At 44.6% G+C, this 22,179-nt stretch carries 19 protein-coding genes; 15 read left to right on the top strand and 4 right to left on the bottom strand.

What is annotated here, in order from left to right; translation table 11 throughout:
• Positions 1-94: 94 nt before the first annotated feature.
• The 10 genes from JGK16_RS00470 to JGK16_RS00425 all read left to right on the top strand — a co-directional run bounded on the left by JGK16_RS00470 (position 95) and on the right by JGK16_RS00425 (position 13,099).
• Positions 95-3,052 (top strand): response regulator, encoded by a 2,958-nt coding sequence (locus JGK16_RS00470; RefSeq protein WP_293189193.1) that lies wholly within the window; start codon positions 95-97, stop codon positions 3,050-3,052.
• Between the two features lie 572 nt (positions 3,053-3,624).
• Positions 3,625-4,713, top strand: coding sequence for an adenylate/guanylate cyclase domain-containing protein (locus JGK16_RS00465; RefSeq protein ID WP_293176610.1), 1,089 nt, complete (start codon positions 3,625-3,627; stop codon positions 4,711-4,713).
• Between the two features lie 574 nt (positions 4,714-5,287).
• Positions 5,288-5,650: a response regulator gene (locus JGK16_RS00460; protein WP_293176612.1), complete on the top strand. Its 363-nt coding sequence runs from the start codon at positions 5,288-5,290 to the stop codon at positions 5,648-5,650.
• An 11-nt stretch (positions 5,651-5,661) separates the two neighbouring features.
• A complete protein-coding gene (locus JGK16_RS00455; RefSeq protein ID WP_293145984.1) occupies positions 5,662-6,261 on the top strand; it encodes a chemotaxis protein CheX in 600 nt (199 codons plus the stop codon).
• A gap of 125 nt (positions 6,262-6,386) precedes the next feature.
• Positions 6,387-6,527 (top strand): hypothetical protein, encoded by a 141-nt coding sequence (locus JGK16_RS00450; RefSeq protein ID WP_293176614.1) that lies wholly within the window; start codon positions 6,387-6,389, stop codon positions 6,525-6,527.
• A 42-nt stretch (positions 6,528-6,569) separates the two neighbouring features.
• Positions 6,570-8,867, top strand: a complete 2,298-nt coding sequence (locus JGK16_RS00445) for a HAMP domain-containing protein (protein WP_293176616.1) — start codon at positions 6,570-6,572, stop codon at positions 8,865-8,867.
• Positions 8,868-9,024: 157 nt separating this feature from the next.
• Entirely contained in the window at positions 9,025-10,038 is a 1,014-nt protein-coding gene (locus tag JGK16_RS00440; RefSeq protein ID WP_293176618.1) for a hypothetical protein, read from the top strand.
• 6 nt (positions 10,039-10,044) lie between these two features.
• On the top strand, positions 10,045-11,142 hold the full coding sequence (locus JGK16_RS00435) for a chemotaxis response regulator protein-glutamate methylesterase (protein WP_293176620.1): 1,098 nt from the start codon (positions 10,045-10,047) through the stop codon (positions 11,140-11,142).
• A gap of 250 nt (positions 11,143-11,392) precedes the next feature.
• A complete protein-coding gene (locus tag JGK16_RS00430; RefSeq protein WP_293176622.1) occupies positions 11,393-12,502 on the top strand; it encodes a glycosyl transferase in 1,110 nt (369 codons plus the stop codon).
• A gap of 180 nt (positions 12,503-12,682) precedes the next feature.
• Entirely contained in the window at positions 12,683-13,099 is a 417-nt protein-coding gene (locus tag JGK16_RS00425) for a secondary thiamine-phosphate synthase enzyme YjbQ (protein WP_293176624.1), read from the top strand.
• Between the two features lie 146 nt (positions 13,100-13,245).
• Here the strand turns inward: JGK16_RS00425 and JGK16_RS00420 are convergent, their stop codons facing one another.
• Positions 13,246-13,767, bottom strand: a complete 522-nt coding sequence (locus JGK16_RS00420) for a heme-binding protein (protein WP_293176626.1) — start codon at positions 13,765-13,767, stop codon at positions 13,246-13,248.
• 424 nt (positions 13,768-14,191) lie between these two features.
• On the opposite strand from JGK16_RS00420, the gene JGK16_RS00415 reads away from it, so the two are divergent.
• From JGK16_RS00415 to gltD, 4 genes are all read left to right on the top strand, one after another.
• Entirely contained in the window at positions 14,192-15,397 is a 1,206-nt protein-coding gene (locus tag JGK16_RS00415; RefSeq protein ID WP_293176628.1) for an EAL domain-containing response regulator, read from the top strand.
• A 493-nt stretch (positions 15,398-15,890) separates the two neighbouring features.
• Positions 15,891-16,313: a DUF202 domain-containing protein gene (locus JGK16_RS00410; RefSeq protein WP_293176630.1), complete on the top strand. Its 423-nt coding sequence runs from the start codon at positions 15,891-15,893 to the stop codon at positions 16,311-16,313.
• A gap of 60 nt (positions 16,314-16,373) precedes the next feature.
• Positions 16,374-16,775, top strand: coding sequence for a DUF202 domain-containing protein (locus JGK16_RS00405; RefSeq protein WP_293176632.1), 402 nt, complete (start codon positions 16,374-16,376; stop codon positions 16,773-16,775).
• Between the two features lie 570 nt (positions 16,776-17,345).
• Positions 17,346-18,830, top strand: a complete 1,485-nt coding sequence (gene gltD / locus JGK16_RS00400; protein WP_293189191.1) for a glutamate synthase small subunit — start codon at positions 17,346-17,348, stop codon at positions 18,828-18,830.
• A gap of 567 nt (positions 18,831-19,397) precedes the next feature.
• On the opposite strand, the gene JGK16_RS00395 is transcribed toward gltD, so the two are convergent.
• Complete coding sequence (locus JGK16_RS00395; RefSeq protein WP_293189189.1) at positions 19,398-20,402, bottom strand: MvdC/MvdD family ATP grasp protein; 1,005 nt, start codon at positions 20,400-20,402, stop codon at positions 19,398-19,400.
• 207 nt (positions 20,403-20,609) lie between these two features.
• Entirely contained in the window at positions 20,610-20,828 is a 219-nt protein-coding gene (locus JGK16_RS00390; protein ID WP_293189187.1) for a hypothetical protein, read from the bottom strand.
• Between the two features lie 199 nt (positions 20,829-21,027).
• On the opposite strand from JGK16_RS00390, the gene JGK16_RS00385 reads away from it, so the two are divergent.
• On the top strand, positions 21,028-21,522 hold the full coding sequence (locus JGK16_RS00385) for a hypothetical protein (protein ID WP_293189185.1): 495 nt from the start codon (positions 21,028-21,030) through the stop codon (positions 21,520-21,522).
• A gap of 175 nt (positions 21,523-21,697) precedes the next feature.
• Here JGK16_RS00385 and JGK16_RS00380 read toward each other — a convergent pair whose 3' ends face one another.
• Positions 21,698-22,063 (bottom strand): transcriptional regulator, encoded by a 366-nt coding sequence (locus JGK16_RS00380; protein WP_293189183.1) that lies wholly within the window; start codon positions 22,061-22,063, stop codon positions 21,698-21,700.
• Positions 22,064-22,179 lie beyond the last annotated feature (116 nt).

Genomic DNA, 22,179 nt, shown 5'->3' with positions numbered 1-22,179 from the left:
ATGAATATAATTTTTCAGGATTGTTGCCTCCCAAGCTTTTTTTTGATAACTTCTGAAGTATACATAAATTTCGTCACTTTTCCACCTACAGAAAATGCTAGAACAAATAGAACAAGCGCAACAAAGATTCAACGTCCTCGATCGCGTTCCCATCGGATTGTGCGTGATCGCTCGCGATTTTACCGTGCTGTTTTGGAACCGCACATTAGAGCAGTGGACAAAGCTGCTCAAAAAAGAAATAATCGGAACTAACCTCAAAACTCACTTTCCCCAACTCGAAGAACCTAAATATCAAACTCGCTTAAAACAAGTATTTAACAATGGCTTGCCCACCGTATTTTCTCCCCAACTCCACCAGCCCCTAATTTCATCAAATTTACCCAACGGCAAACCGAGAGTTCACAACACAAACGTCACTCCCATACCAGCCATCAAAGGAGAAGGTTTTTATGCTTTAATAGCGGTTCAAGATGTTTCCGAAGTAACGCAGCGCATCCAAACCTATCAGCAAGAAATTAAACACCGATTAGTAATAGAAGAAGAACTTAAACGCGCCACAACTGACGCCGAAGCTGCCAACCGAGCCAAAAGTGAATTTTTGGCAATGATGAGCCACGAAATCCGCACGCCGATGAACGGAGTCATTGGCATGACTGAGCTGTTGCTAGATACGCAACTTTCGCCAAACCAGCGCAATTTTGTGAATACAATTCGTACCAGCGGCGATTCTTTGCTGGCAATTATTAACGACATTCTCGACTTTTCTAAGATAGAAGCAGGCAAGCTGGATTTAGAACAAGAACCGTTTAATCTCAGAAACTGTGTCGAAGAAGCTTTAGATTTAGTCGCGATGAAAGCTGCGGAAAAACAGCTAGACTTAGCTTGCGAATTGGATGCCAGTGTTCCCGCCTTCCTGTACGGAGATGTCACCAGACTTCGCCAAATATTGATAAATTTGCTCGGCAATGCTACCAAATTTACCGAAGCAGGTGAAGTGGTAGTTAAAGTAACAGCAAAACCCATTGCCGACAATGCTGTAGAAGTTACGCAAACTAACTCAATTTCTCAAATAAATATTGGGCTTGACAGCGAAAAATTCAGGCATAAACCAGCTTTAAATTCTTCTCTGTCAGACTCTGATGCTGCCGATTCTAAATATCTAGAACCATCAGAAAGTAGTAACTACGAAATTCAATTTACTGTGAGGGATACAGGCATCGGAATTTCGCCCGATCGCAAAAACATACTATTTAGAGCCTTCAGTCAAGTTGACAGTTCCACAACTCGCAAATATGGCGGTACTGGCTTGGGCTTAGCCATCAGCAAACGCCTCAGCGAAATCATGGGTGGCACTATGTGGGTAGAAAGCGAAATCGGCAAAGGTTCTAAATTTTCTTTTAGCATCAAAGCTCAGCCAGCACCGGCTAATGAAGAAATATTAAACCTGAATGTACCCCAGCCTCAACTAGCAGGTTTGCGACTGCTGCTAGTTGACGATAATCCCACAAACCGCAAAATTCTTACCCTGCAAGCTATGTCTTGGGGAATGGTTGTCCGCGCAGCAAAATCTGGCGCGCAAGCGCTGAAAGTGCTGCAATATGAAACTATGTTTGACATAGCGATTCTAGACTTTCATATGCCAGAAATGGACGGCATTACTTTAGCAGAAAAAATTCGAGAATTTCCTCAAGGTAAAAATTTACCTTTAATGATTTTGAGTTCTGGGGGCAGGCCATCTCGCCGCGAATTTCAAGGGCGAGTTGAATTCGCAGCTTTTGTATACAAACCAATTAAGCAAGCACAGCTCCATGAAGTTTTGCTTCGCATCTTGGGCGGGGAATGTACCCCAATTCAACCGTGTTTTTCGCAGCCTCAATTTAATTCACAATTAGCCGAAACACTGCCTTTGAAAATGCTGTTGGTAGACGATGTAGAACTCAATCAAATGGTAGCAGGGCAGATGTTGCAGAAGTTAGGTTACAGTGCAGATTTTGCCAGCAGCGGACAAGCAGCTTTGGATGCTTTGGAGCGTTCGGAATACGATATTGTGTTTATGGATATGCAGATGCCAGAAATGGACGGTTTGGAAACTACTCGCCTGATCCGCCAGCGATTTTCGGGAAATTTAATATTAGAAAATCCAGCTCCAGAATCTGGATTTTCAGCAACAGACGAGCAATCTCACAATCCAAAATCGACTTCTCCTTGGATTATTGCGATGACGGCTAATGCGATGCAGGGCGATCGCGAACTTTGTTTAGATGCTGGCATGAATGATTATATCAGTAAGCCGGTGCGAGTCCAGGCGATCGTTCAGGCGATCGCGCAGTACGATCGACAAACCGGGCGATCCAAATCCTATTCAGATCTTAACAATTGGCAGACTCAGCCGACAGACTCTGCTTCCCAAGCTCAGCCTGGAAACGAAATGAAAAATGTTGCACCCGCAGTTGATGAAACTGCGTTGGAAGAGTTAAAGCATTTAATCGCCCGCGCAGGTGTTTTGATTTCACAAATTGAAGGTGGAAGTCAATCGGGAGTTGCAAATTTTCCTCCTAATTCTGGGGAAATTGTAGCGGGTACTAATAACATTAAATTTCCGACTTTACCTGCTGTGACAGTTCCTAGATTAGAGGCAGAAAACTCCCAAATTTTACCGCCAGCCACACCGCAAAATTTTCTACCCGAAACAGCACAAACCGAAATAGAATTGCCGCCTCTTGACAGTCAAACTTTTGAAGAATTGACGGATTTACTGGGAGAAGAAGCTGAAGAATTTTGGATCGAGCTAGTAGATAAATTTCTGGAAGTTGCACCGCCAAAATTGCAGGAACTCGCCGATGCTGTCAATCAATTGAATGCTCCCGCAATTAAAGCCTCGGCTCACGCTCTTAGAGGTGCTTGTACGACAGTCGGAGCCATGCCTTTGTTTCAATTGTGCGCGCAGCTCGAAGAGATGGCCCGGAAGAAAACTCTCTCAGGTAGCGAGGTTCTGATGTGCAAAATTGCAGCCGAATATCAGCGGGTAAAAGCGGCTTTGTCATCTAGTTGATTGCTATCGAAGAAGGAAGTTCCGCAACGGATTTATTTGCAGCATCTCAATGAGTCAATCGTGTACGCAAGTATCACAATACTTAAAGGTTTTTTAGGTACGTTATTGCGATAGAGCGCTCAAGCGCAACAACGTACCTTTTTTAAAGTGCCACTTGTCTCCAGGAGTGTGAGTGTAAAAAGCAAAAATAATTGACAAAAGCAACCCGATATGGTGTGTCGGTGGCGCGGGACGATCGATCGCCCGTTTTCCGCAAAATGTTCAACATTTAGGCCATTTAGCCAATTGCGAAAATTTAAAAGTTCTGACATAATCTGATAGAATTCTCAACACGATCTCAATAGCAACGTGACGGCTCAATTGCTAACTTTTCAGATACTGTAACAAAATGTCAGTATAAAAAGTGACAGATTATCCTATCCGTTGCCGAAAGTTAAGTATTCCATGGAGTATGAGATTATACAGTTGTTAAAAATCATCAGAGTGCGATCGATCTACAGTGAACTCATCCATTTCAACGCAGAAATTAAATCTGCTGCTGACTAAGAACTTGATGCTATTTTCACAAGAATATGATTAGTGCTGACTTTAGAATCAACTCGCAAACCACGCCCCAAATTCTGATCGTCGATGACGAAGCAACCCAGCAGCTATTTACCCGCCGGATTATGGAAAAAGAAGGCTATCGGGTAATTGAGGCATCAAACGGACAAGAATGTTTGGACATTTGTCAAGAAACTCTCCCAGATATTGTCCTATTGGATGCGATGATGCCTGTAATGGACGGTTTTACTTGCTGCGCCCAACTCCAGGCTAATCCCCAAACGCAAAAAATCCCGGTGCTGATGATTACAGCACTAGATGATAAAAAATCTGTCAATCAAGCTTTTGAAGTAGGAGCAACAGATTATGTGACGAAGCCGATTCACTGGCCAGTGCTGATTCAGCGAGTGCGGCGCTTGATTCAACAGTCTCAACTGTATCAGCAGTTGATGGAAAGCCAAGAGAAAACTCAAAAATTATTACTGAATATTTTACCAGAGTCGATCGCACTCCGGCTCCAAGAAGAATCAGCCCCAGACTTAGTAATTGCCGATCACTTCCCCAATGTCAGCGTCTTATTTGCTGATATGGTAGGCTTTACCAAGCTTGCCTCAGAAATGCCTCCTATTGAATTAATTGTCAAACTCAATTCTATTTTCTCAGAATTTGACCAGCTAACTCAGGAATACGGCTTAGAAAAAATTAAGACTATTGGGGACGGCTATATGGTAGCATCTGGATTGCCCATCCTCCGGGACGATCATGCTGACGCGATCGTGCAAATGGCCCTAGCCATGCAGCAAGCTATGACGCGGCTAAACACACAAACAAAAGAATTTCACAGCCTGCGAATTGGCATTCACTCCGGGCCTGTGGTTGCAGGGGTCATCGGAACTAAAAAGTTTAGTTACGACCTTTGGGGCGACACGGTAAACACGGCAAGCCGCATGGAACAATATAGTTTTCCCGGCTGCATTCAAGTGACAGAAGACACTTACAAGCAGTTGTCAACAAAACATTTGTTTGCAGAAAGAGGAATGATTGATGTTAAAGGCAAAGGTAAGATGAAAACTTACCTCTTAGATTGTTCAGAACATCTCAACAGATGTACTGCATGAATTGGTAATCAATAATGGTTAATGTGAAGTCGTACATGAGGGTCAAAAAATACCTCAAACGTAGTATCAATCAACGGTTTGATACTTAGGTCTAGATGCCCCCTTAGCTTGCCCCCTACTCCCCCTTAACAAGCAGGGCGGTTTTATTGTCATCATAGAAATAGGTACGTAGTTGGGCTTGGGCCCTCTATACAGGTATGTTTAAAGGGAGCATCTCAGTTTTGCATTTATAGTGCTGTCCCCACTCGCGATTTGTAGAATACGCGAGCGGGGACAGCACTATAATAAAAAAAATGCTTTTCACAAAACTGAGATGCTCCCTGTTTAAAGAGGGCTAAAGCCCAACTACGTACCTTGATTAATATGACAGTTGGGTTTAATCGGCCATCCGACCTTTGAGCGATGTTTTCGGTAGTTTCAGATGTCTTTTCCCGACAATAAAACTACCCTGCTTCGATCGGGGGATTTAGGGAGATCTAGACTCTGATATAAACCAGAGATACAAAGGTTTTCAGCCAATTCCCAATTCCCAATTCCCAATTCCCAATTCCCAATTATTAAGGAGCGCGCCAAAATGGGTTTAGTTTTAATTGTAGATGATGCAGCATTCTCTCGGCGGATGATTCGCAAAGCTGTTGAAGAAGCCGGACATCAAGTGATAGAAGCAGCCAACGGACAAGAAGGCTTAGATATGGCTGCATCCAAGTCGCCAGACTGCATGATGACAGATTTGTTAATGCCAGAAATGGACGGTTTCGCCTTGCTAAAAGCCCTGGGCGAAAAAGGCTCTAAAATTCCAGTCATCGTACTTTCAGCAGATATTCAAGACAGCGCTAGGCAGAAGTGCGAAGAATTGGGAGCATTTATGATGCTGAAAAAGCCCCCAAAAGCTCCCGAGATTCAGGCTGCAATCCAAAAAGCTCTGGATAGCAAATAGGAGATATCAGAGTGGAGCTAACAGCAGATGAAATAGATGCTTTGAAGGAGCTAATCAATATTGGTGTGGGAAGTGCCGCTGGAATGTTGAATGAAATGATTCAATTTCCCATCCAGTTGCAGATTCCAGATATTGACCTTGTATCAGCCAATGAGCTGCGAAGCGAATTAAAAAAACGCTTCGGTATAGAGCCTCTTTCCACGGTGCAGCTAGGCTTTAACGGCTCATTTAGCGGCAGCGCCCAGCTACTTTTTCCTACCGAAAGTGCAGTGAATTTAGTTTCTGTTCTCACTGGTGAAGAAAAGGGAAGTCCTGACCTTGATTCTCTCAAAATTAGTACCCTCAGTGAGGTGGGGAATATGATCATTAACGGTGTCATGGGTTCAATTGGCAACGTTCTAGACCAACCGTTAGACTATGAGGTTCCCTATTACGCAGAGGAAGAAATTGAGGATTTACTGTTAAAAGAAAAGTCTCTCGATACCGGGAGCGTGCTGTTGGCTCCAGCTCACTTTAGTATTGAAGAACTGCAAATTCAAGGAGACATTTTGCTGTTTTTCGATGTGGGTTCGTTTCAAATGCTGCTGAAGGCGATCGCCGCGGCATCTTAAATACCGCAAATATTCCTCATGCAAACCGGATGTTTTGTGTCCCAGACTTTCAACAGTTGACAGTTGACAGTTGACAGTTGACAGTTTGAGAGCGATCTCTACCTAGAAGGAAGAGGATTGGAGTAATGAATAGTGTGATTTTAATTTCTCCCGATCGGGGTTACGGCTTTCAACCAATTCTTTCTGGTAAGCACAGAGCGGGTTTCGGGCTGCCAGTACCGAGAATGTGTGACGTAAAAGTACGCGCGTGCGAAGCTATCCCGTAGGGAATCGCCCTCCCTGATAAATTGTATAAAACTACCTAAAACATGGATACACAAAATCAATCAACAGCCTCAGAATCTTCCGAAATTGACTCGGAACCCAGCAATTTGGTAGCGACAACAATTGCAGAAACAGCAGAGAGTTTCAGCAACCAGTACCAACAGCAACTGATTATCGCTCTGGCAGCAGTCAGAGATGGCGACTTTAGCGTTCGTTTACCCGCGGACAACGGCTTGGGTGAAATTGCCAAAGTCTTTAATGAAATGGTGAGTGTCAATGAAAAATTTGCTGACGAAATAGAGCGCGTCAGCCAAGCAGTTGCCGAAGAAGGCAAAGTACCAAAATCAAGAGAAATCAAAGAATTTAAAGGTTCTTGGGTTAGCAGTATTGACGCGGTGAATGCAACGCTAAACAGCTTAGTTGCGCCGACAATAGACATAGCGCGAGTGCTGCACGCTGTAGCTAAAGGCGATTTGTCCGAAAAATTTAGCTTAGAGTTTGAAGGCAAACCAATCAAAGGATTGTTCCGCCGCATTGGGACTACTCTCAACAAAATGGTAGACCAATTAAATAGTTTTGCTTTAGAAGTAACTCGCGTCGCCCGCGAAGTTGGTAGCGAAGGCAAATTGGGAACCCAAGCAGAGGTAGAAGGGCTATCGGGTATTTGGCAAGAACTGACGGCAAGTGTTAACTTGATGGCGGCAAATCTGACTCATCAAGTACGAAATATTACTAAGGTTGCAACGGCGATTAGCGTCGGCGATTTGAACGAAAAAATTACGGTTGAAGCCGCAGGGGAAATTTCGCAACTGAAAGATACTCTCAATCAAATGGTTGACAGTCTCAACGATTTTGCCAAAGAGGTGACGCGGGTAGCAAAAGAGGTGGGAACTGAGGGGAAACTTGGGGGTCAAGCACAAGTTCACGGAGTAGCTGGCGTCTGGAAAGATTTAACGCAAAATGTTAATCTAATGGCGAGCAATCTTACCAATCAAGTACGCAATATTGCGGAAGTTACTACGGCGGTAGCTCAGGGAGATTTGTCTAAAAAAATTACTGTAGAAGCTGAAGGGGAAATTCTGGATCTGAAGAATACGATTAATGAAATGACTGTTCAGCTTAATGAGTTTGCTTTAGAAGTTACGCGAGTTGCTAGAGAAGTTGGCGTTGAGGGCAAATTGGGAGGTCAAGCAACTGTTGATGGTTTGTCGGGTACTTGGCTGAGTTTGGCTGGTAATGTGAATATTATGGCGGCTAATCTTACGGAGCAAGTTCGGAGTATTGCGGAAGTTTCTACTGCTGTGGCTAAGGGAGATTTGTCGAAGCAAATTACTGTGGAAGTTCAAGGAGAAGTTCTGGAACTGAAAAATACGTTGAATACTATGGTTGACCAGCTTAATACTTTTGCAGATGAAGTAACGGGGCTGGCGAAACAGGTAGTTGCAGGACAGTTGGGAGGGCAGGCGACTGTTCCTGATATCAGCGGTACTTGGAAAGATTTGACGGATAATGTTAATCTGATGGCGGCTAATTTGAACGCTCAGGTGCAGCAAATTTCTCAAGTTGCGATCGCAGTTAGCAGTGCTTCGGAGGAATTGATTAGCGAAAGTCAAAATATGGGGGCGGCGGCTGAAGAAACTTCGGCTCAAGCAGGGATGGTATCTGCGGCGGCGGATTTAGTTAATAGCAATACTCAATCGGTGGCTACCGGCATCGAGGAGATGAATGTGAGTATTAAGGAAATTGCTAAGAATGCTTCGGAAGCTGCGACGGTTGCTAATTCGGCGGTGAGGATGGCGGAAACTACGAATCAAACTATTACTAAACTCGGCGTTAGTAGTGCAGAGATTGGTAATGTTGTCAAGGTGATTACTTCGATCGCCCAACAGACTAATTTGCTGGCTCTGAATGCTACAATCGAGGCGGCTCGGGCTGGAGAAGCGGGCAAGGGTTTTGCGGTGGTGGCGAATGAGGTGAAGGAGTTGGCGAAACAAACGGCGGCGGCGACTGAGGATATCAGCAAGAAGGTGGAGGCTATTCAAGCTGATACTAAAAGCTCCGTACAGGCGATCGGCCAAATTACTTCTATTATCAACCAAATCAGCGATTTCCAAACGACGATCGCCAGTGCAGTGGAGGAACAAACGGCTACAACTACCGAAATTGCGCGCAATGTCAACCAAGTTGCGATCGGTTCCTCCGAAATTGCCCGCAATATTACCAGCGTCGCCGATGCAGCGGGAAGTACCGCCACCAGTGCTAGCAATACTCAAAATTCTGCGATCGAATTATCGAAAACGGCCGCTCAATTGCAAGGACTTGTCAATCAGTTTAAGTATTGATTTGGATAATAGATAATGGGGAATTGATAATGGGTAATGAGTAATGAGTAATGGGTGAGTTAAGGTGGGCAATGCGCTCCCTAAATAATTAATTCCCAATCCCCAATTCCCAATTCCCAATTCCCAATTCCCAATTCCCAATTCTCAATTCCCTAAAATGAAAACCTACTCAAAACCAATTTCATTAATTCTGATTGGAGGCTTTTCGGATTCAGAAAATCAGACATTGCGCGAAACGTTAAAAGCAGACGAATATGTATTTGCCACAACTACAGATTTATACAATTGTTTAGATATTGCTGAGTGCCACCATCCCAAAGCTGTCATCCTAAATTTTGCAGCCATAGAACACAATTATTTAGCAATTATCCAATTCTTGCAATTATTACAAATACCCACGATAATTCTCAGCGACGACTTAGCAAGGAATATGATTCAGTATTTGTCGCTGGCAGGAATATTCGCAACTCTCAAAAAAACTAACAATGAATTAGAATTGCGGCACACCGTGGCAACTGCGGCTTATCCAAATAACGCCGATCCAATTAATTCTCACAGTCAACTGCGGAATTTCAACCTAGCCAAGCTCGAAACCGGAAAACACACAAAATTACAGGATGTTGTCAACAAAGCCATCGGCACAGCAGTTTCTCAGATGAGCGAAATGATTGCGTGTGAGGTAGAATGTGAAATGCCTTCATCTCAAGCGCTGTCCCCGATATTTTTGCAAAAAAACCTAATTGAAACCTTGGGAAAAAACCTAATAGCTGTAGCGCAGCTTGATTTTAACGGCAATTTATCAGGTTCGGCTCAGATGTTGTTTTCCTGCGAGGCTGCTGATGCTCTTGTTTTAGCTCTCAACGGCGGCGGCGATGTAACCAGCGAGGAATTCAAGCAAGATAAGGCTGACATCATGGGAGAAATTGGCAATTTAGCTATTAGCGGTATTGTCGGCACTTTTAGTAATACCTTAAAATACAATCTCGGTTATGTAGTTCCCCACTATATAGAAGGTTCGGCGGAGGAAATATTTAGCGCTATGAATTTTAATATGCGCTCAACAATTCTACTATTTATGTCTCATTTTAAAATTATCGATCTTGGCGTAGAAGGCGATTTAATTCTGTTTTTTCAAGCTCGCTTACTGCTCGATCTGTTATTTCGAGTTTAATAGAAAATGTCCCAGATCAAGGTTTTAATTGTTGATGATTCGGTAGTGGTGCGCCGATTGTTAAGTAACGTACTCGACGGCGATGCAGCACTGGAGGTTGTGGGGACTGCACCCAATGGTAGAATTGCTTTAGCCAAGATTTCTCAGGTGAATCCAGATTTGATTGTGCTGGATGTGGAAATGCCGGAAATGGATGGTTTGGAGACGCTAGTGGCAATCCGAAAACTTGACAAAAATATTCCTGTAATTATGTTTAGCGCGCTCACAGAGTTGGGCGCTGTTGCTACTTTAAATGCTCTGGCGCTGGGTGCTACGGATTACGTGACTAAGCCTCATAATATGAAGAGCAAGGAAGCGGCGCTAGAACACATCCGCGAGCAATTGATTCCGAAAATTAAGGTTTTTTGCAATGGTGGCAAGATGCCAAAAGTGGGGAATATTCAAGTAGCTAAAGGTCACAATAATACCACAGAATTGCCAATTATATCGGGTTTGATTTCGTCGAATTCAGCGGTCAATTTTAAATCTAAAATCGAAATTGTAGCGATTGGGGTTTCGACGGGTGGGCCAAATGCTTTGGAAACTATTTTGCAGGATTTGCCGGCTAATTTTCCTGTACCAATTGTGATTGTGCAGCATATGCCGCCGGTTTTTACGAAGCGTTTAGCCGATCGCCTGACCGAAAAGTGCAAGATTAGAGTGGAGGAAGCTGTGACGGGAAGTATTGTTGAGCCAGGAGTTGCTTGGATAGCGCCCGGTGATTACCATCTGGTTTTGGAAAAACAGGGTTTTGGGGTGCGTATTCGCACGCATCAAGAGGCGCGAGAAAATTCTTGCCGCCCTGCGGTTGATGTGCTGTTTCGATCGACTGCTAAGATTTATGGTGCTGGCGTTTTGGGTGTGGTGTTGACTGGAATGGGGCAAGACGGGCTGCTGGGCTGTCAGAATATCCGGGAGGCTGGGGGTAAGATTATCGTTCAAGATGAGGCTAGCAGCGTTGTCTGGGGGATGCCGGGAAGTGTGGTTAATTCTGGTTTTGCCGATCGAGTGGTATCCTTACAAGACATGGCACGCGAAATTATCGATCGAGTAATGAGTCAGTAGTCAGTTGGCAGTTGGCAGTTGGCAGTTGGCAGTTGGCAGTAGTCATTAGTTATTAGTTATTAGTTATTAGTCATAGTGCGAGCGTCCCCGCTCGCGAACGTTATTAGTCATTAGTTAGTTGCTACAAATTCTCTTCGGATCGATGCCCGATGCCCTGCGCGGGCCAATGCCCCATTCCCCATTCCCCATTCCCCATTCCCCATTCCCCATTCCCCATTCCCCATTCCCCATTACCCATTACCCATTACCAATGTCTCGACCAACATTATATATTGCCATCACCAATCATGGATTCGGCCATGCCGTCCGAGTTTCCTCCGTAGCTGCAAAAATCCAAGAATTAAACCCAGATATCTTACTAATTATCACCACAACTGCACCTCGTTGGCTGCTAGAATGTTATATTACTGGTGATTTCATCCTCCGTCCCCGCGCTTTTGATGTCGGAGTTGTGCAGGCTGATAGTTTGCATATGGATCAAGAGGCGACTCTCGAAAAATTGCGGGAAATTCGGGAAAAGCAAAATTCACTAATTGCAGGCGAAGTGAATTTTCTTAAGCAAAATCGCGTGGGTTTGGTGCTGGCAGATATTCCTCCTTTAGCAACGCGAATGGCCGCAGCGGCTGGGGTTCCTTGCTGGATGATGAGCAATTTTGGGTGGGACTTTATCTATCGAGATTGGGGCGGAGAATTTGACGAAATGGCGGATTGGATTGGTGAATGCTTCGGAAAGTGCGATCGGCTTTTTCGTCTTCCTTTACACGAACCGATGCCAGCTTTTCCTAATATTGAAGATGTCGGCTTGACTGGCGGCAATCCTCGTTACAGCAATGAGCAAATTCGGGAAGTATTTGGAATTGAATCACCGCCGGAAAAAACTGTGTTGCTGACTTTTGGCGGACTGGGTTTAGAGGCAATTCCTTATCACAATTTACAGCAATTTAGCGATTGGCAATTTATCACTTTTGATGCGGGAGCTCCCGATTTGCCGAATTTGATTAGAGTCAAACATCAGCAGTTTGCACAATCTTTCCCAATTTTACCGCGCCCGGTCGATATGATGCCTGTCTGCGGCCGCATGGTTTCTAAACCGGGATACAGCACTTTTTCGGAAGCTTTGCGCTTGGAAATACCTGTTGTTTCTATCATGAGAGATGGTTTTGCCGAAGCTGCTGTCTTGTTGGAGTGGCTGGAAAAGTATGCGGAACACCAAGTTGTGACTGCGGCGGAGTTTTTTGAGGGGGATTGGGGGTTTTTGCACAAGCCGCTGCACCCGCCCCGTTTGTCGGATAAGTTGGATAAGCACGGTACGGAGGCGATCGCCCAAGCTGTTGTAGACTATTTTAAAGATGAGGATTAGGATGACGGCGATTGAAATCTCGTCTACACCAACAATAGACGAACAATTGCATTCCCAAGCTTTGCTATCTTGAAATTATCTGCGTTTATCTGTGTTAATCTGCCTGACATCTGCGGTTGACATATCAATTAAAGATTGATGCAAAAAATCTAAAATCTAAAATCTAAAATCTAAAATCGAATGCTTCATCACCAAGAAATACTCAAAATTAAAACTACAGGCAAGTCTCTGTACAATATCAGTCTTAAGATAGAAGATGTGGTAGCAAATTCAGGTATTAAAACAGGACTTTGTAGCTTGTTTTTGCGCCACACTTCTGCTAGCTTGGTGATTCAAGAAAATGCTGATCCGGATGTACTGACGGATTTGGCTAATTTTTTGGCGAAACTGGTACCGGAGGGCGCAAGTTACATTCACGATGCCGAAGGCCCAGACGATATGCCGGCGCACATTCGCACTGTACTGACTCATACTTCTGAACAAATCCCGATCGCACACGGTAGATTATTGTTAGGAACTTGGCAGGGAATTTACCTTTGGGAACACCGCCAGCGGGGCCACATTCGCGAACTCGTGGTTCACATCAGCGGCAGTTGACAGGATGGGCATGGGGCATGGGGCATGGGGCATGGGGCATCGGTAACTGGTAATTGGTAATTGGTTGCTACTCATTTGTGATTGGTATCCCCTTACAAATAACAAATAACAAATAACAAATAACTACCGACTGCTGACTGCTGACTTTATTTATTAGAACGTTCGATAGGAATTTGTACTTCACTGATTTTAGTGGCTTCCGGCGTCATGGGCGAATTGTAAAAAAAGCGGCGCGGCGGCCCGACTATTTCGTATTCGGGATGCTGTTGAAGCCAATCTTTGAGTTGGGAGAGGTTATTTTCGTAGCTTTCCCAAGTGTAGGCGCCGCGCACGCCGATACTGACAACTGTCATCGGTGAAGTATCCGTGACTTCCACAGCAGGGTTAACGCTGCTGGGGGCGATATTTGGTGCGGGATACAGGAATGAAACTTCTGCAACAGGAATTGCATCGATTTGCTCGGAAGTTGCAGTGTAGCGCGCTTCTACTGGCGTTGTCATCGCAATTTGGTTGTTGCTGATGTGTTGAAACAAAGGATTGAATGCGATTCCTGTCGCTTGTCGCAAATCGCCCGCGTGGGTGTAGGTGACAGCGCGGTACTGAGGATATTGCTTAACTTCTATGACGCCAATATTTGCGGGTTCAGGAAATCCACTTGGTAATACCATTTTTGATGTTTGATTTGAGGTTTTACACTAAACAATGAGGAAAGACTTACTCCGCAAGGGTTTTAAACTTGCGGGCAGTTGCATTGTTTTTGGCAACTGTTATAAATAGGTTGAGATTGTTTGCAGACGATCGCTCTAGTGGCACAATCAGTTTAGCAGTTATTCAGGGTGCTGCTAACTGTCGATCGCCTAAAATTAAGTTTAGAGATTTATTAACTAACCTCGTAATAATACGGACGGCGCTAAGTAAGCAGAGAAACATTAATCAAGTTGTCCTTGGAAAATGAGGGTTTTTCAGGGGCGTCTGCTATTTTTGTCGGAAAATATTCCGCTGTGAAGTCGATCGAGCTGTGCGTTCTCAGCTATTCTCACACCGATCGGGTTCAACTACAGGGTCAATTATATCGCTTTCAGGGAATGACATATGAACAAGATTCTAGTGATTGAGGACGATAGAGTAATTCGCGAGAATATTCTCAAACTCCTCAAAGCTGAAGGTTTCGACGTGACGGGTGCAGAAAATGGAGCGATCGGCTTAAATGCGGCGGTGTCAAATCTTCCTGACGTGATTCTTTGCGATGTAATGATGCCGCAACTTGACGGCTATGGGGTGCTGGCGGCATTGCGATCGCATCCTGTTACTGCTACAGTACCTTTTGTGTTTCTGACTGGTAAAGCCGAGCGCTCTGAAATGCGCCAAGGCATGGAATTGGGAGCTGATGATTACCTGACTAAGCCTTTTACTAAAGCTGAACTTGTAGGCGCCGTATCGAGCCGCTTGAAAAAACAAGCAGCTTTGGCCAAACAGCAGAGTAATTTGCGATCGGAAAGCAACGAATTGCTGCAAGAAGCCGCAGATAAATTAGAGCAGATAAAAACAAATCTGTGCGGCGCCCTCGATCGAGAAGAATTCCAAGTTTACTATCAGCCGCAGATCGATGTTCAGACGGGTCAAATTATGAGCGCCGAAGCCTTAGTGCGCTGGCTGCATCCAGAAAAAGGGCTGATTTCGCCCGCCGAATTTATTCCAGATGCTGAAGCAACTGGTTTCATCGTACAATTAGGCGAGTGGGTTTTGCAAACAGCTTGCAGGCAAATGCAACTTTGGCAAAACGCTGGTTTTTCCTTGCAGCAAGTAGCGGTAAATCTGTCGCCGCGCCAATTTAACCAGGCGAATCTCAGCAGCAGAGTTGCCGAAATTTTAGCAGAAATTGGTTTAGCACCGAGCAGTTTGGAATTAGAACTCACCGAAAGTATGATGGTGAAGGATGCCGAAAGTGCGATCGCTACTTTGCAACAATTGAAAGATTTAGGAGTTTCTATATCTATTGACGATTTCGGCACAGGCTATTCTTCCTTAAGCTATCTGACACAATATCCCTTCGATGTTTTAAAAATTGACCGCTGTTTTATCAGCAACATTACCGATGGTTGCACAAATGCAGCGATTGTGAAAGCGATTATTGAAATGGCGCACAGTCTCTGTCTTGAAGTAGTTGCCGAAGGAGTTGAAACAGAAGCAGAAAGAGATTTTCTCTGGCGCTACGAGTGCGATGCTATGCAAGGATATTTGTTCAGCCCTCCCGTGCCGGCCGCGGATTTTGAGGAGTTGCTAGTAGAGGGGAAATAAGCTGTACTGCATCTAGATTGTGTATGCTGTTCGAGAGGGAGAGGACTATAACTGCTTCGCTCGGAGGGTAAAGAAAGGAGGAGAGAATTTTTGATGGTCATCGCAATATACAATTTAAATTCAGTACAGCTTACTTATCGGCTACTGCCACTCTTTCTGTCTCGATAAATATCAATAAAACCTTTGTAATTTTCTTTCTATCAAGACAGATAATGTACGAGTTTTGGGTAATAAATATTTATGATAATTTTAATAAAATTTTATGGTTTAAGCTGAGATAAACTGACTTAAAATGATAACATAAAATCTCTGCTTTAGCGCATACAAGTTCCCCCTGATATCAAATCCGATTCCATCGTTCTGTATTCATCTCTATCTTCCCTCTCTGTGCCCTCTGTGTTCTCTGTGGTTAAATCATTCCGATACAACCAGAAAAGAAGCTAAAAAAATAAATATTCCTCCAGGTTTCCAGCCAAAATTAAGAGTTCGATCTATGCTGTTACCATTTAAATCGCCAAAAGCAGATACGCAAAAAACCAAGCGACACAATCCCTCGCGGGTGCGCGATCATTTAGCAAACGAGCGCACTTATTTAGCGTGGATGCGAACAGCGATCGCCCTGATGGGTTTTGGCGTCGTCATCGTCCGCCTGCGAGCCTTCCACCCGCCTCTTTTGCCGACTCCGGGTAATGGCTGGAAGTTGGGTTTGCTGTTTTCTGTGGTGGGTTTGCTGACAGTGTTAATTTCCACTCAGCACTACTTTGCTGTGCGTCACGATATCGATTACGATACTTACGAACCTACGGACAGGTGGGTACTGCTGTTTAGTTTGGCGATCGTACTTTTGGGCATGGGAGTAATTTATTTTATCTTCTCAGTTCCCGGTACCGCAGCTAGTTTCATGAGTCCCGAATAATCCGAGTGTTTCCTAAATATATCCAAAAGTTCGATCGCCCCAGATATTTCCTTCAAGCCGATGACAGTAGACGAGGAAAAACTCAAGCAGGAAAATCTGTCAAAGGCGATCGATCGCTCTGCAAACGAACGAACCTTTCTCTCGTGGATGCGAAGTGCGATCGCCCTCATGGGTTTTGGCGTCCTGATCGTGCGGTTTCGCGTCGTGCAAATCCCCATACAGCACCGTCACGGCACGGGTTGGAAGTTGGGTTTAGTCTTCTCTCTGGTGGGTTTAGCAACCGTGTTAATCTCAACTAAACAATACTTTATTGTGCGCCGCCAAATTGATGAGAATACCTACGAACCGTCAGATGGGTTGATATTTCTCTTCAGTTTAGCTGTTGGGTTATTGGGGATGGGAGTAATTTTTTTTATTTTTGCAGCCGCCGTAAGTTCGCGCAGTTTTGTTATCCCCAATTGATTGCACAAAGCATTGATACCATCTCTAGTAAATCACCCGTCACAAAAAAGGTTCGTAGTCAGGACTTTAGTCCTTCTTCCTGAGGACTTTAGTCCTCCTTAAGAACCACTTTTATTATAAAAACTACTGGTATTATAGTATTTAGAGAGCAGCACGATGGGACTGCGCTGAAAAGTTGCCAGATGTGGGAGTATCAGCAATATTTGAGATATGGCACTATTCTCAATAAGTTATTGAAAAGCGGGCGGGACAGCCCACAATCAAATTAATTCTTTGTGGAACAGGCAAAACGCCTGTTGTTGAGAATAGTGCCATATATCCAAAAAATCGAACTCGACGCTTGAAACCACGTCAGAGTCAAACTCTCGTCTAGGCCAAGCAGACTAAAGAACAAACAGCGTTTTTGGGCCAGATGATGTGTAGCTAGGGCAATATAGAAGATTTCAGGTACGAATTGATCTATCTGAGGTGCGATCGCCCGCAATTTATATCACAATAGTTATTTCAGAAGCCTACAGGCCTCAGCTTTGACAAATTATCAGAATAGTAAATTCTAACAAAAACAGCACTATGGGAAAACCAACAGGCTTTATCGAATTCTTGCGCGAATTGCCCTCCGAACTCTCACCAGTCGATCGAATCCACAACTGGGACGAATTTCACCTACCGATGGAGGAAGACAAACTCCGCAGCCAAGGCGCGCGCTGCATGGACTGCGGCATCCCATTTTGCCACACGGGCAGCATCATCAGCGGCATGGCAAGCGGCTGCCCGATTAACAACCTCATCCCCGAATGGAACGACTTAGTATATCGGGGATTGTGGAAAGATGCCCTAGACAGACTGCACAAAACCAACAACTTCCCCGAATTCACCGGCAGAGTCTGTCCCGCACCCTGCGAAGGCGCTTGCGTGCTCGGCATCAACAACCCGCCTGTCACGATTAAAAATATCGAAGCGTCGATTATCGATAAAGGCTGGGATGAAGGCTGGATTACCGCCGAACCACCAGCTAAACGCACCGGCAAAAAAATCGCTGTTATCGGTTCCGGGCCCGCTGGTTTGTCGGCTGCGGCGCAATTGAACAAAGCCGGTCATTTGGTAACTGTATACGAAAGAGCCGATCGACCGGGAGGCCTGTTAATGTACGGCATCCCCAACATGAAATTGGACAAAGAACAAGTCGTGATGCGCCGCCTCAAAGTCCTCGAAGACGAAGGCGTAACATTTGTCTGCAACACCGAAGTCGGGAAAGACTTACCAGCCGAACAACTGCTAAAAGAATACGACTCAGTTGTAATCTGTACCGGCGCCACCAAACCCCGCGACTTAGGCATCGAAGGGCGGGAATTAAAAGGCATCCACTTCGCGATGGACTTTTTGACAGCCAACACCAAAGCAGTATTAGACAAGAGCACCAACGATAACTTCATCTCCGCCGAAGGCAAAGATGTGGTGATTATCGGCGGTGGCGACACCGGCACCGACTGCGTGGGCACCTCCATCCGCCACGGCTGCAAAAGCCTGGTACAGCTAGAAATCCTGCCCAAACCGCCCTCGGAACGGGCAGCCAACAATCCCTGGCCCGAATGGCCGAAAGTCTACCGCTTGGATTACGGCCAAGAAGAAGCCGCAGCCAAATTCGGCGATGACCCGCGCGGCTATCTCACCACCGCCACGAAGTTCGAGGGCGACGAAAAGGGCAACGTCAAAGCCGTGCACACTGTTGAGGTGGAGTGGGCGAAAAACGAGAAAGGACAGTTCATTCCGAAGCAAATTCCCGGTACCGAGAAAGTCTTGTCGGCGCAGCTTGTCTTGCTAGCGATGGGCTTCCTGGGCCCGGAACAGCCGCTGCTGGATGCGCTGGGATTGGAACGCGACGCGCGCAGCAATGTGAAAGCCGAGCACGAAAAGTATACAACGAGTATTCCGGGAGTTTTCGCGGCGGGGGACTGTCGCCGGGGTCAGAGTTTGGTGGTTTGGGCGATTAATGAAGGGCGCGGCGTGGCCCGGGAGTGCGACCTTTATTTGATGGGTGAAACCGATTTACCTTAGTTGATTGATGCGATCGATAGGTTCGTAGTAAGGACTTCAGTCCTTTCTTTGCTTGCGGACTAAAGTCCTCACTACGAACCAAAATAGGTTTGTAGTAAGGACTTCAGTCCTTTCTTTTCTTGCGGACTAAAGTCCTCACTACGAACCAAAATAGGTTTGTAGTAAGGACTTCAGTCCTTTCTTTTCTTGCGGACTAAAGTCCTCACTACGAACCTATTTTAGTAGAAAGTAGGGTGTGTCGCCACGAATAATTCTCGATATTTGCCAAGATTCAACGAGCGACGCACCACCACCATCATCAAGGGGGTAAAAGCCCGGATTTAGTATTAGATAATCCTAGCTACAATGTTCTTAGTTAAGTTTGTTTACTCAAATATTGTCGCTGTAGTTCGTTGATTCCTTGTCCGGAGCGAGGAACGAAGCAATCCCAGCGCTGATTCCTTGTAACGAAGCAATCTCAGCACTGATTCCTTGTCCGCAGCGAGGAACGAAGCAATCTCAGCGCTGATTCTTTGTCATTGCTAGGAACGAAGCAATCTCTATAGAATGTGTAATTCCTGAGAGAATTTAGCAATCCTGTTGATATTGAAGCGCTAAATCTTCGATGAGTTCCACCATTGCGCGAACCATCGGCATTTTAGTTAGAATTTCGATCCAATACCATTGTCCGTTGGGATTAAGTTCGATAAAATAGAGCGTGTCGTCCTCGTCGCGAATAATGTCGAATGCACCAAAATTTAAGCCTAACTCGTCAAGCATTTGATGGAGTTTGTTGAGGTAATCAATTGGTAGCTTGTCGGGAACGTGAACGAGTTTATCCGGTTCGGTGACGCGCCAATCTAATGTCACGTCTGCATCGTTGGTATGTTTGGCGTCAATGCGACAGACAAAATCATGTTTACCCATTAATGTAACGCGATATTCTGCCTTCTTCTGAATGCGTTTTTGAATAAAAATAGGTGCCAATCGAATGCTTTCTCGAAATGCTTCAAGTGTTTCTACATCAATGGGGCGAGTATAGCAAGCGTACTGTTTTTCATCATGTAGGAATCCAGAGTAGCGCATCGGTTTGACAATGCACTTTCCCTGTTGTGTCACAAAGTTGCAAGCAGCATCGTAGGAATTTGTGACAAGTGTTGGAGGGATAGTAATTCCCAGTTTTTGAGCAATGGGGATTTGGTTGATGCGATGGGATGGCAATCTAATCTTGTAGTAGTTATTGACCCACCTCGCTTTGGGATATAAGCCAGACAGAGAGTATATTAAAGATTCTGTTTCTTCTTGACAATACTTGATTGCCCAAGCATCATCAACTTCTGGAAACACTTGATAATCTTGTGGTTTGCGCCACCAAATCACGCCAATATCTTGAACTTCTTTCAAGGAGTCTTCAAAGGACAAAAAACTTTGACTGGGATTGCCAGAAGCTTGCCACGAGTAAGCATATTTGCTTGTTTTAATAAAACTTTCTGAATTCAATCGAATTGCTCGAATATTTGAGTTTTGCAATTCGTTGATAACGACATCTGCATGAATGTCTGTCTCGGAAGTCACGATTAAAAGGTCAGTCATACTATTTTATATTTTAGATTTTAGATTGGAAATGATGGATTATGTATGGGTTTCGAGCTTGTATGCGGTTGGATTTTTTTTGAAACTGGTATCGCAATCAAACTAATTGAAATAATGTTGACAGTGAAAGACCTGTCATGCAAAAATTCATACAGGTCTTTCAAGAACATAAAGGGCGATCGAATTATTTCTTAGTAATTCAAAATTCTAGTCGTCCTCTTGCTGGTCGTCATCACTAGGTTCAAACTGAAAAATACTGGAGCCAGCACGAGTAGACCAGGAGCCGCTCATGGAGGTGATGTTAGAAGTCTGCGTGCTGGGATCGTAGCTAGCTTGCTCTTCGGAAATGCCGTACTTGGGCGAGATGCTCAGGTGCATCATCAAAGGATTTGCTTTTTTGTCGAGAGCGAGTTGGGTAGTCGTCATAAGTTAGTTTCTTTGAGCGATGATTTGATATTCACAATGCTACAGCTTGCCAATTAATTTGTATAGTCGAAAAAGGTCGGATAAAGTCGTATAATATAAAAAGTTTTGATAAAGCTTTAATCGTTTTTGTATTCAAGGCGAAAATAGTCGGATCTAGACGGTTTTAGTTCGATCGCTCGGATATTGGGAGGAGGCGCGGGTGAACGTTAAGGAAGCACTGGCTTTTGCGGATGAAGTTGTCTTTGCGAAAACTGGCAAGCATTTAGATGATATGCAAGTTGGTGTGATTGAGGGCGTTTTGAAGCGGCAAAAGTACGGCGATATTGCCCAAGGGCTGAACTGTACTGAGGGTTATGCTAAAGATGTGGGCTACGAGCTATGGCAGTTGTTCTCTGATGCTTTTGGAGAAGATGTTAATAAATTAAATTTGCGATCTGCACTGATTCGGAAGTCGATGATTAGCAATGTTACAGGCGGCGTCATTAGTGGAAATCATGTCGCTCGCGGTCATGTAATTGGCTCTTTAAATATCTGCACATCACAGGAAGAGTCGCCTGAGTTTTTGCGGGGAAAGCAGCAGGCGAAAATTGAGGCGATTGCTCGCTTGCAAGCAATAGGATTGAGCGATGAGCAAATCGCGCAATGTTTGGATATGACGCTAGAAGAGATTCGACAAGTCGATTTAACAGAATAGAAGTAGTCACTACAAACCAATTTTAGTAGTTGTAGGATGCGTCGAAATTAAAAATCTCTCGCCTTGCATATCGAAAATCTCATAGATCCGCACCGGGTGAAATAGGTATCAGGTGCGTCAGTTTGGAGATGATCGATTATTTACACAATCGTCGAAGCTGACGCACCCTACGATTCTAATTCATCTTAAATGCCCCAGGCGATAAATGAAATAACTCAGCTAATTTCTGAATTTGACTCACCGTCAGTTCCCTGTTACCATTCAAAACCTCAGCCACCAAAGACTCAGTAGAAAAAATATCAACCAAGTCTTTTTCTGAAAGCTCAGCTTCAACCATCAAAGCCTTGAGCAATTTAATCCCCTTCAGCACAGGCATTGGCTCATGTTTTTGTTCGTAATCATAGACAAGAATACCCAGCACATTTAAGTAATCTCGGTCATCTTGTGTCAGTTTTCGGCGATCCAAAATAGAATTAATCCGATTTTGGGTAGCAATTAAGTCAGCTTCACAATTAATCTGGCGCGGGGGAAAATTATTCATAATCTGATACGCTTGGGAAAAGAATACCGGGCGGTTGAAACCGCGTCTATACAGACAAAACCCGCCTCCGCGGGTTGAAGAGGCTACCGTTAAAATTTATGTTGTTTTCTTGAGTC

The organism is Microcoleus sp. PH2017_09_SFU_O_A, from assembly GCF_020738625.1.
Taxonomy (GTDB): Bacteria; Cyanobacteriota; Cyanobacteriia; order Cyanobacteriales; family Microcoleaceae; genus Microcoleus.
The sequence above is the reverse complement of the archived record's forward strand: the minus strand, read 5'-3'. Positions and strand labels throughout refer to the sequence as shown.

Bases quoted from the DNA above. Each gene is read 5' to 3' on its own strand.
- JGK16_RS00430 (WP_293176622.1), top strand. From the start codon at position 11,393: ATGTCTCGACCAACATTATATATTGCCATCACCAATCATGGATTCGGC.
- JGK16_RS00420 (WP_293176626.1), bottom strand. From the start codon at position 13,767: ATGGTATTACCAAGTGGATTTCCTGAACCCGCAAATATTGGCGTCATA.
- JGK16_RS00380 (WP_293189183.1), bottom strand. From the start codon at position 22,063: ATGAATAATTTTCCCCCGCGCCAGATTAATTGTGAAGCTGACTTAATT.
- JGK16_RS00445 (WP_293176616.1), top strand. From the start codon at position 6,570: ATGGATACACAAAATCAATCAACAGCCTCAGAATCTTCCGAAATTGAC.
- gltD (WP_293189191.1), top strand. From the start codon at position 17,346: ATGGGAAAACCAACAGGCTTTATCGAATTCTTGCGCGAATTGCCCTCC.
- JGK16_RS00390 (WP_293189187.1), bottom strand. From the start codon at position 20,828: ATGACGACTACCCAACTCGCTCTCGACAAAAAAGCAAATCCTTTGATG.
- JGK16_RS00435 (WP_293176620.1), top strand. From the start codon at position 10,045: ATGTCCCAGATCAAGGTTTTAATTGTTGATGATTCGGTAGTGGTGCGC.
- JGK16_RS00425 (WP_293176624.1), top strand. From the start codon at position 12,683: ATGCTTCATCACCAAGAAATACTCAAAATTAAAACTACAGGCAAGTCT.
- JGK16_RS00415 (WP_293176628.1), top strand. From the start codon at position 14,192: ATGAACAAGATTCTAGTGATTGAGGACGATAGAGTAATTCGCGAGAAT.
- JGK16_RS00405 (WP_293176632.1), top strand. From the start codon at position 16,374: ATGACAGTAGACGAGGAAAAACTCAAGCAGGAAAATCTGTCAAAGGCG.
- JGK16_RS00440 (WP_293176618.1), top strand. From the start codon at position 9,025: ATGAAAACCTACTCAAAACCAATTTCATTAATTCTGATTGGAGGCTTT.
- JGK16_RS00470 (WP_293189193.1), top strand. From the start codon at position 95: ATGCTAGAACAAATAGAACAAGCGCAACAAAGATTCAACGTCCTCGAT.
- JGK16_RS00410 (WP_293176630.1), top strand. From the start codon at position 15,891: ATGCTGTTACCATTTAAATCGCCAAAAGCAGATACGCAAAAAACCAAG.
- JGK16_RS00465 (WP_293176610.1), top strand. From the start codon at position 3,625: ATGATTAGTGCTGACTTTAGAATCAACTCGCAAACCACGCCCCAAATT.
- JGK16_RS00450 (WP_293176614.1), top strand. From the start codon at position 6,387: ATGAATAGTGTGATTTTAATTTCTCCCGATCGGGGTTACGGCTTTCAA.
- JGK16_RS00395 (WP_293189189.1), bottom strand. From the start codon at position 20,402: ATGACTGACCTTTTAATCGTGACTTCCGAGACAGACATTCATGCAGAT.
- JGK16_RS00460 (WP_293176612.1), top strand. From the start codon at position 5,288: ATGGGTTTAGTTTTAATTGTAGATGATGCAGCATTCTCTCGGCGGATG.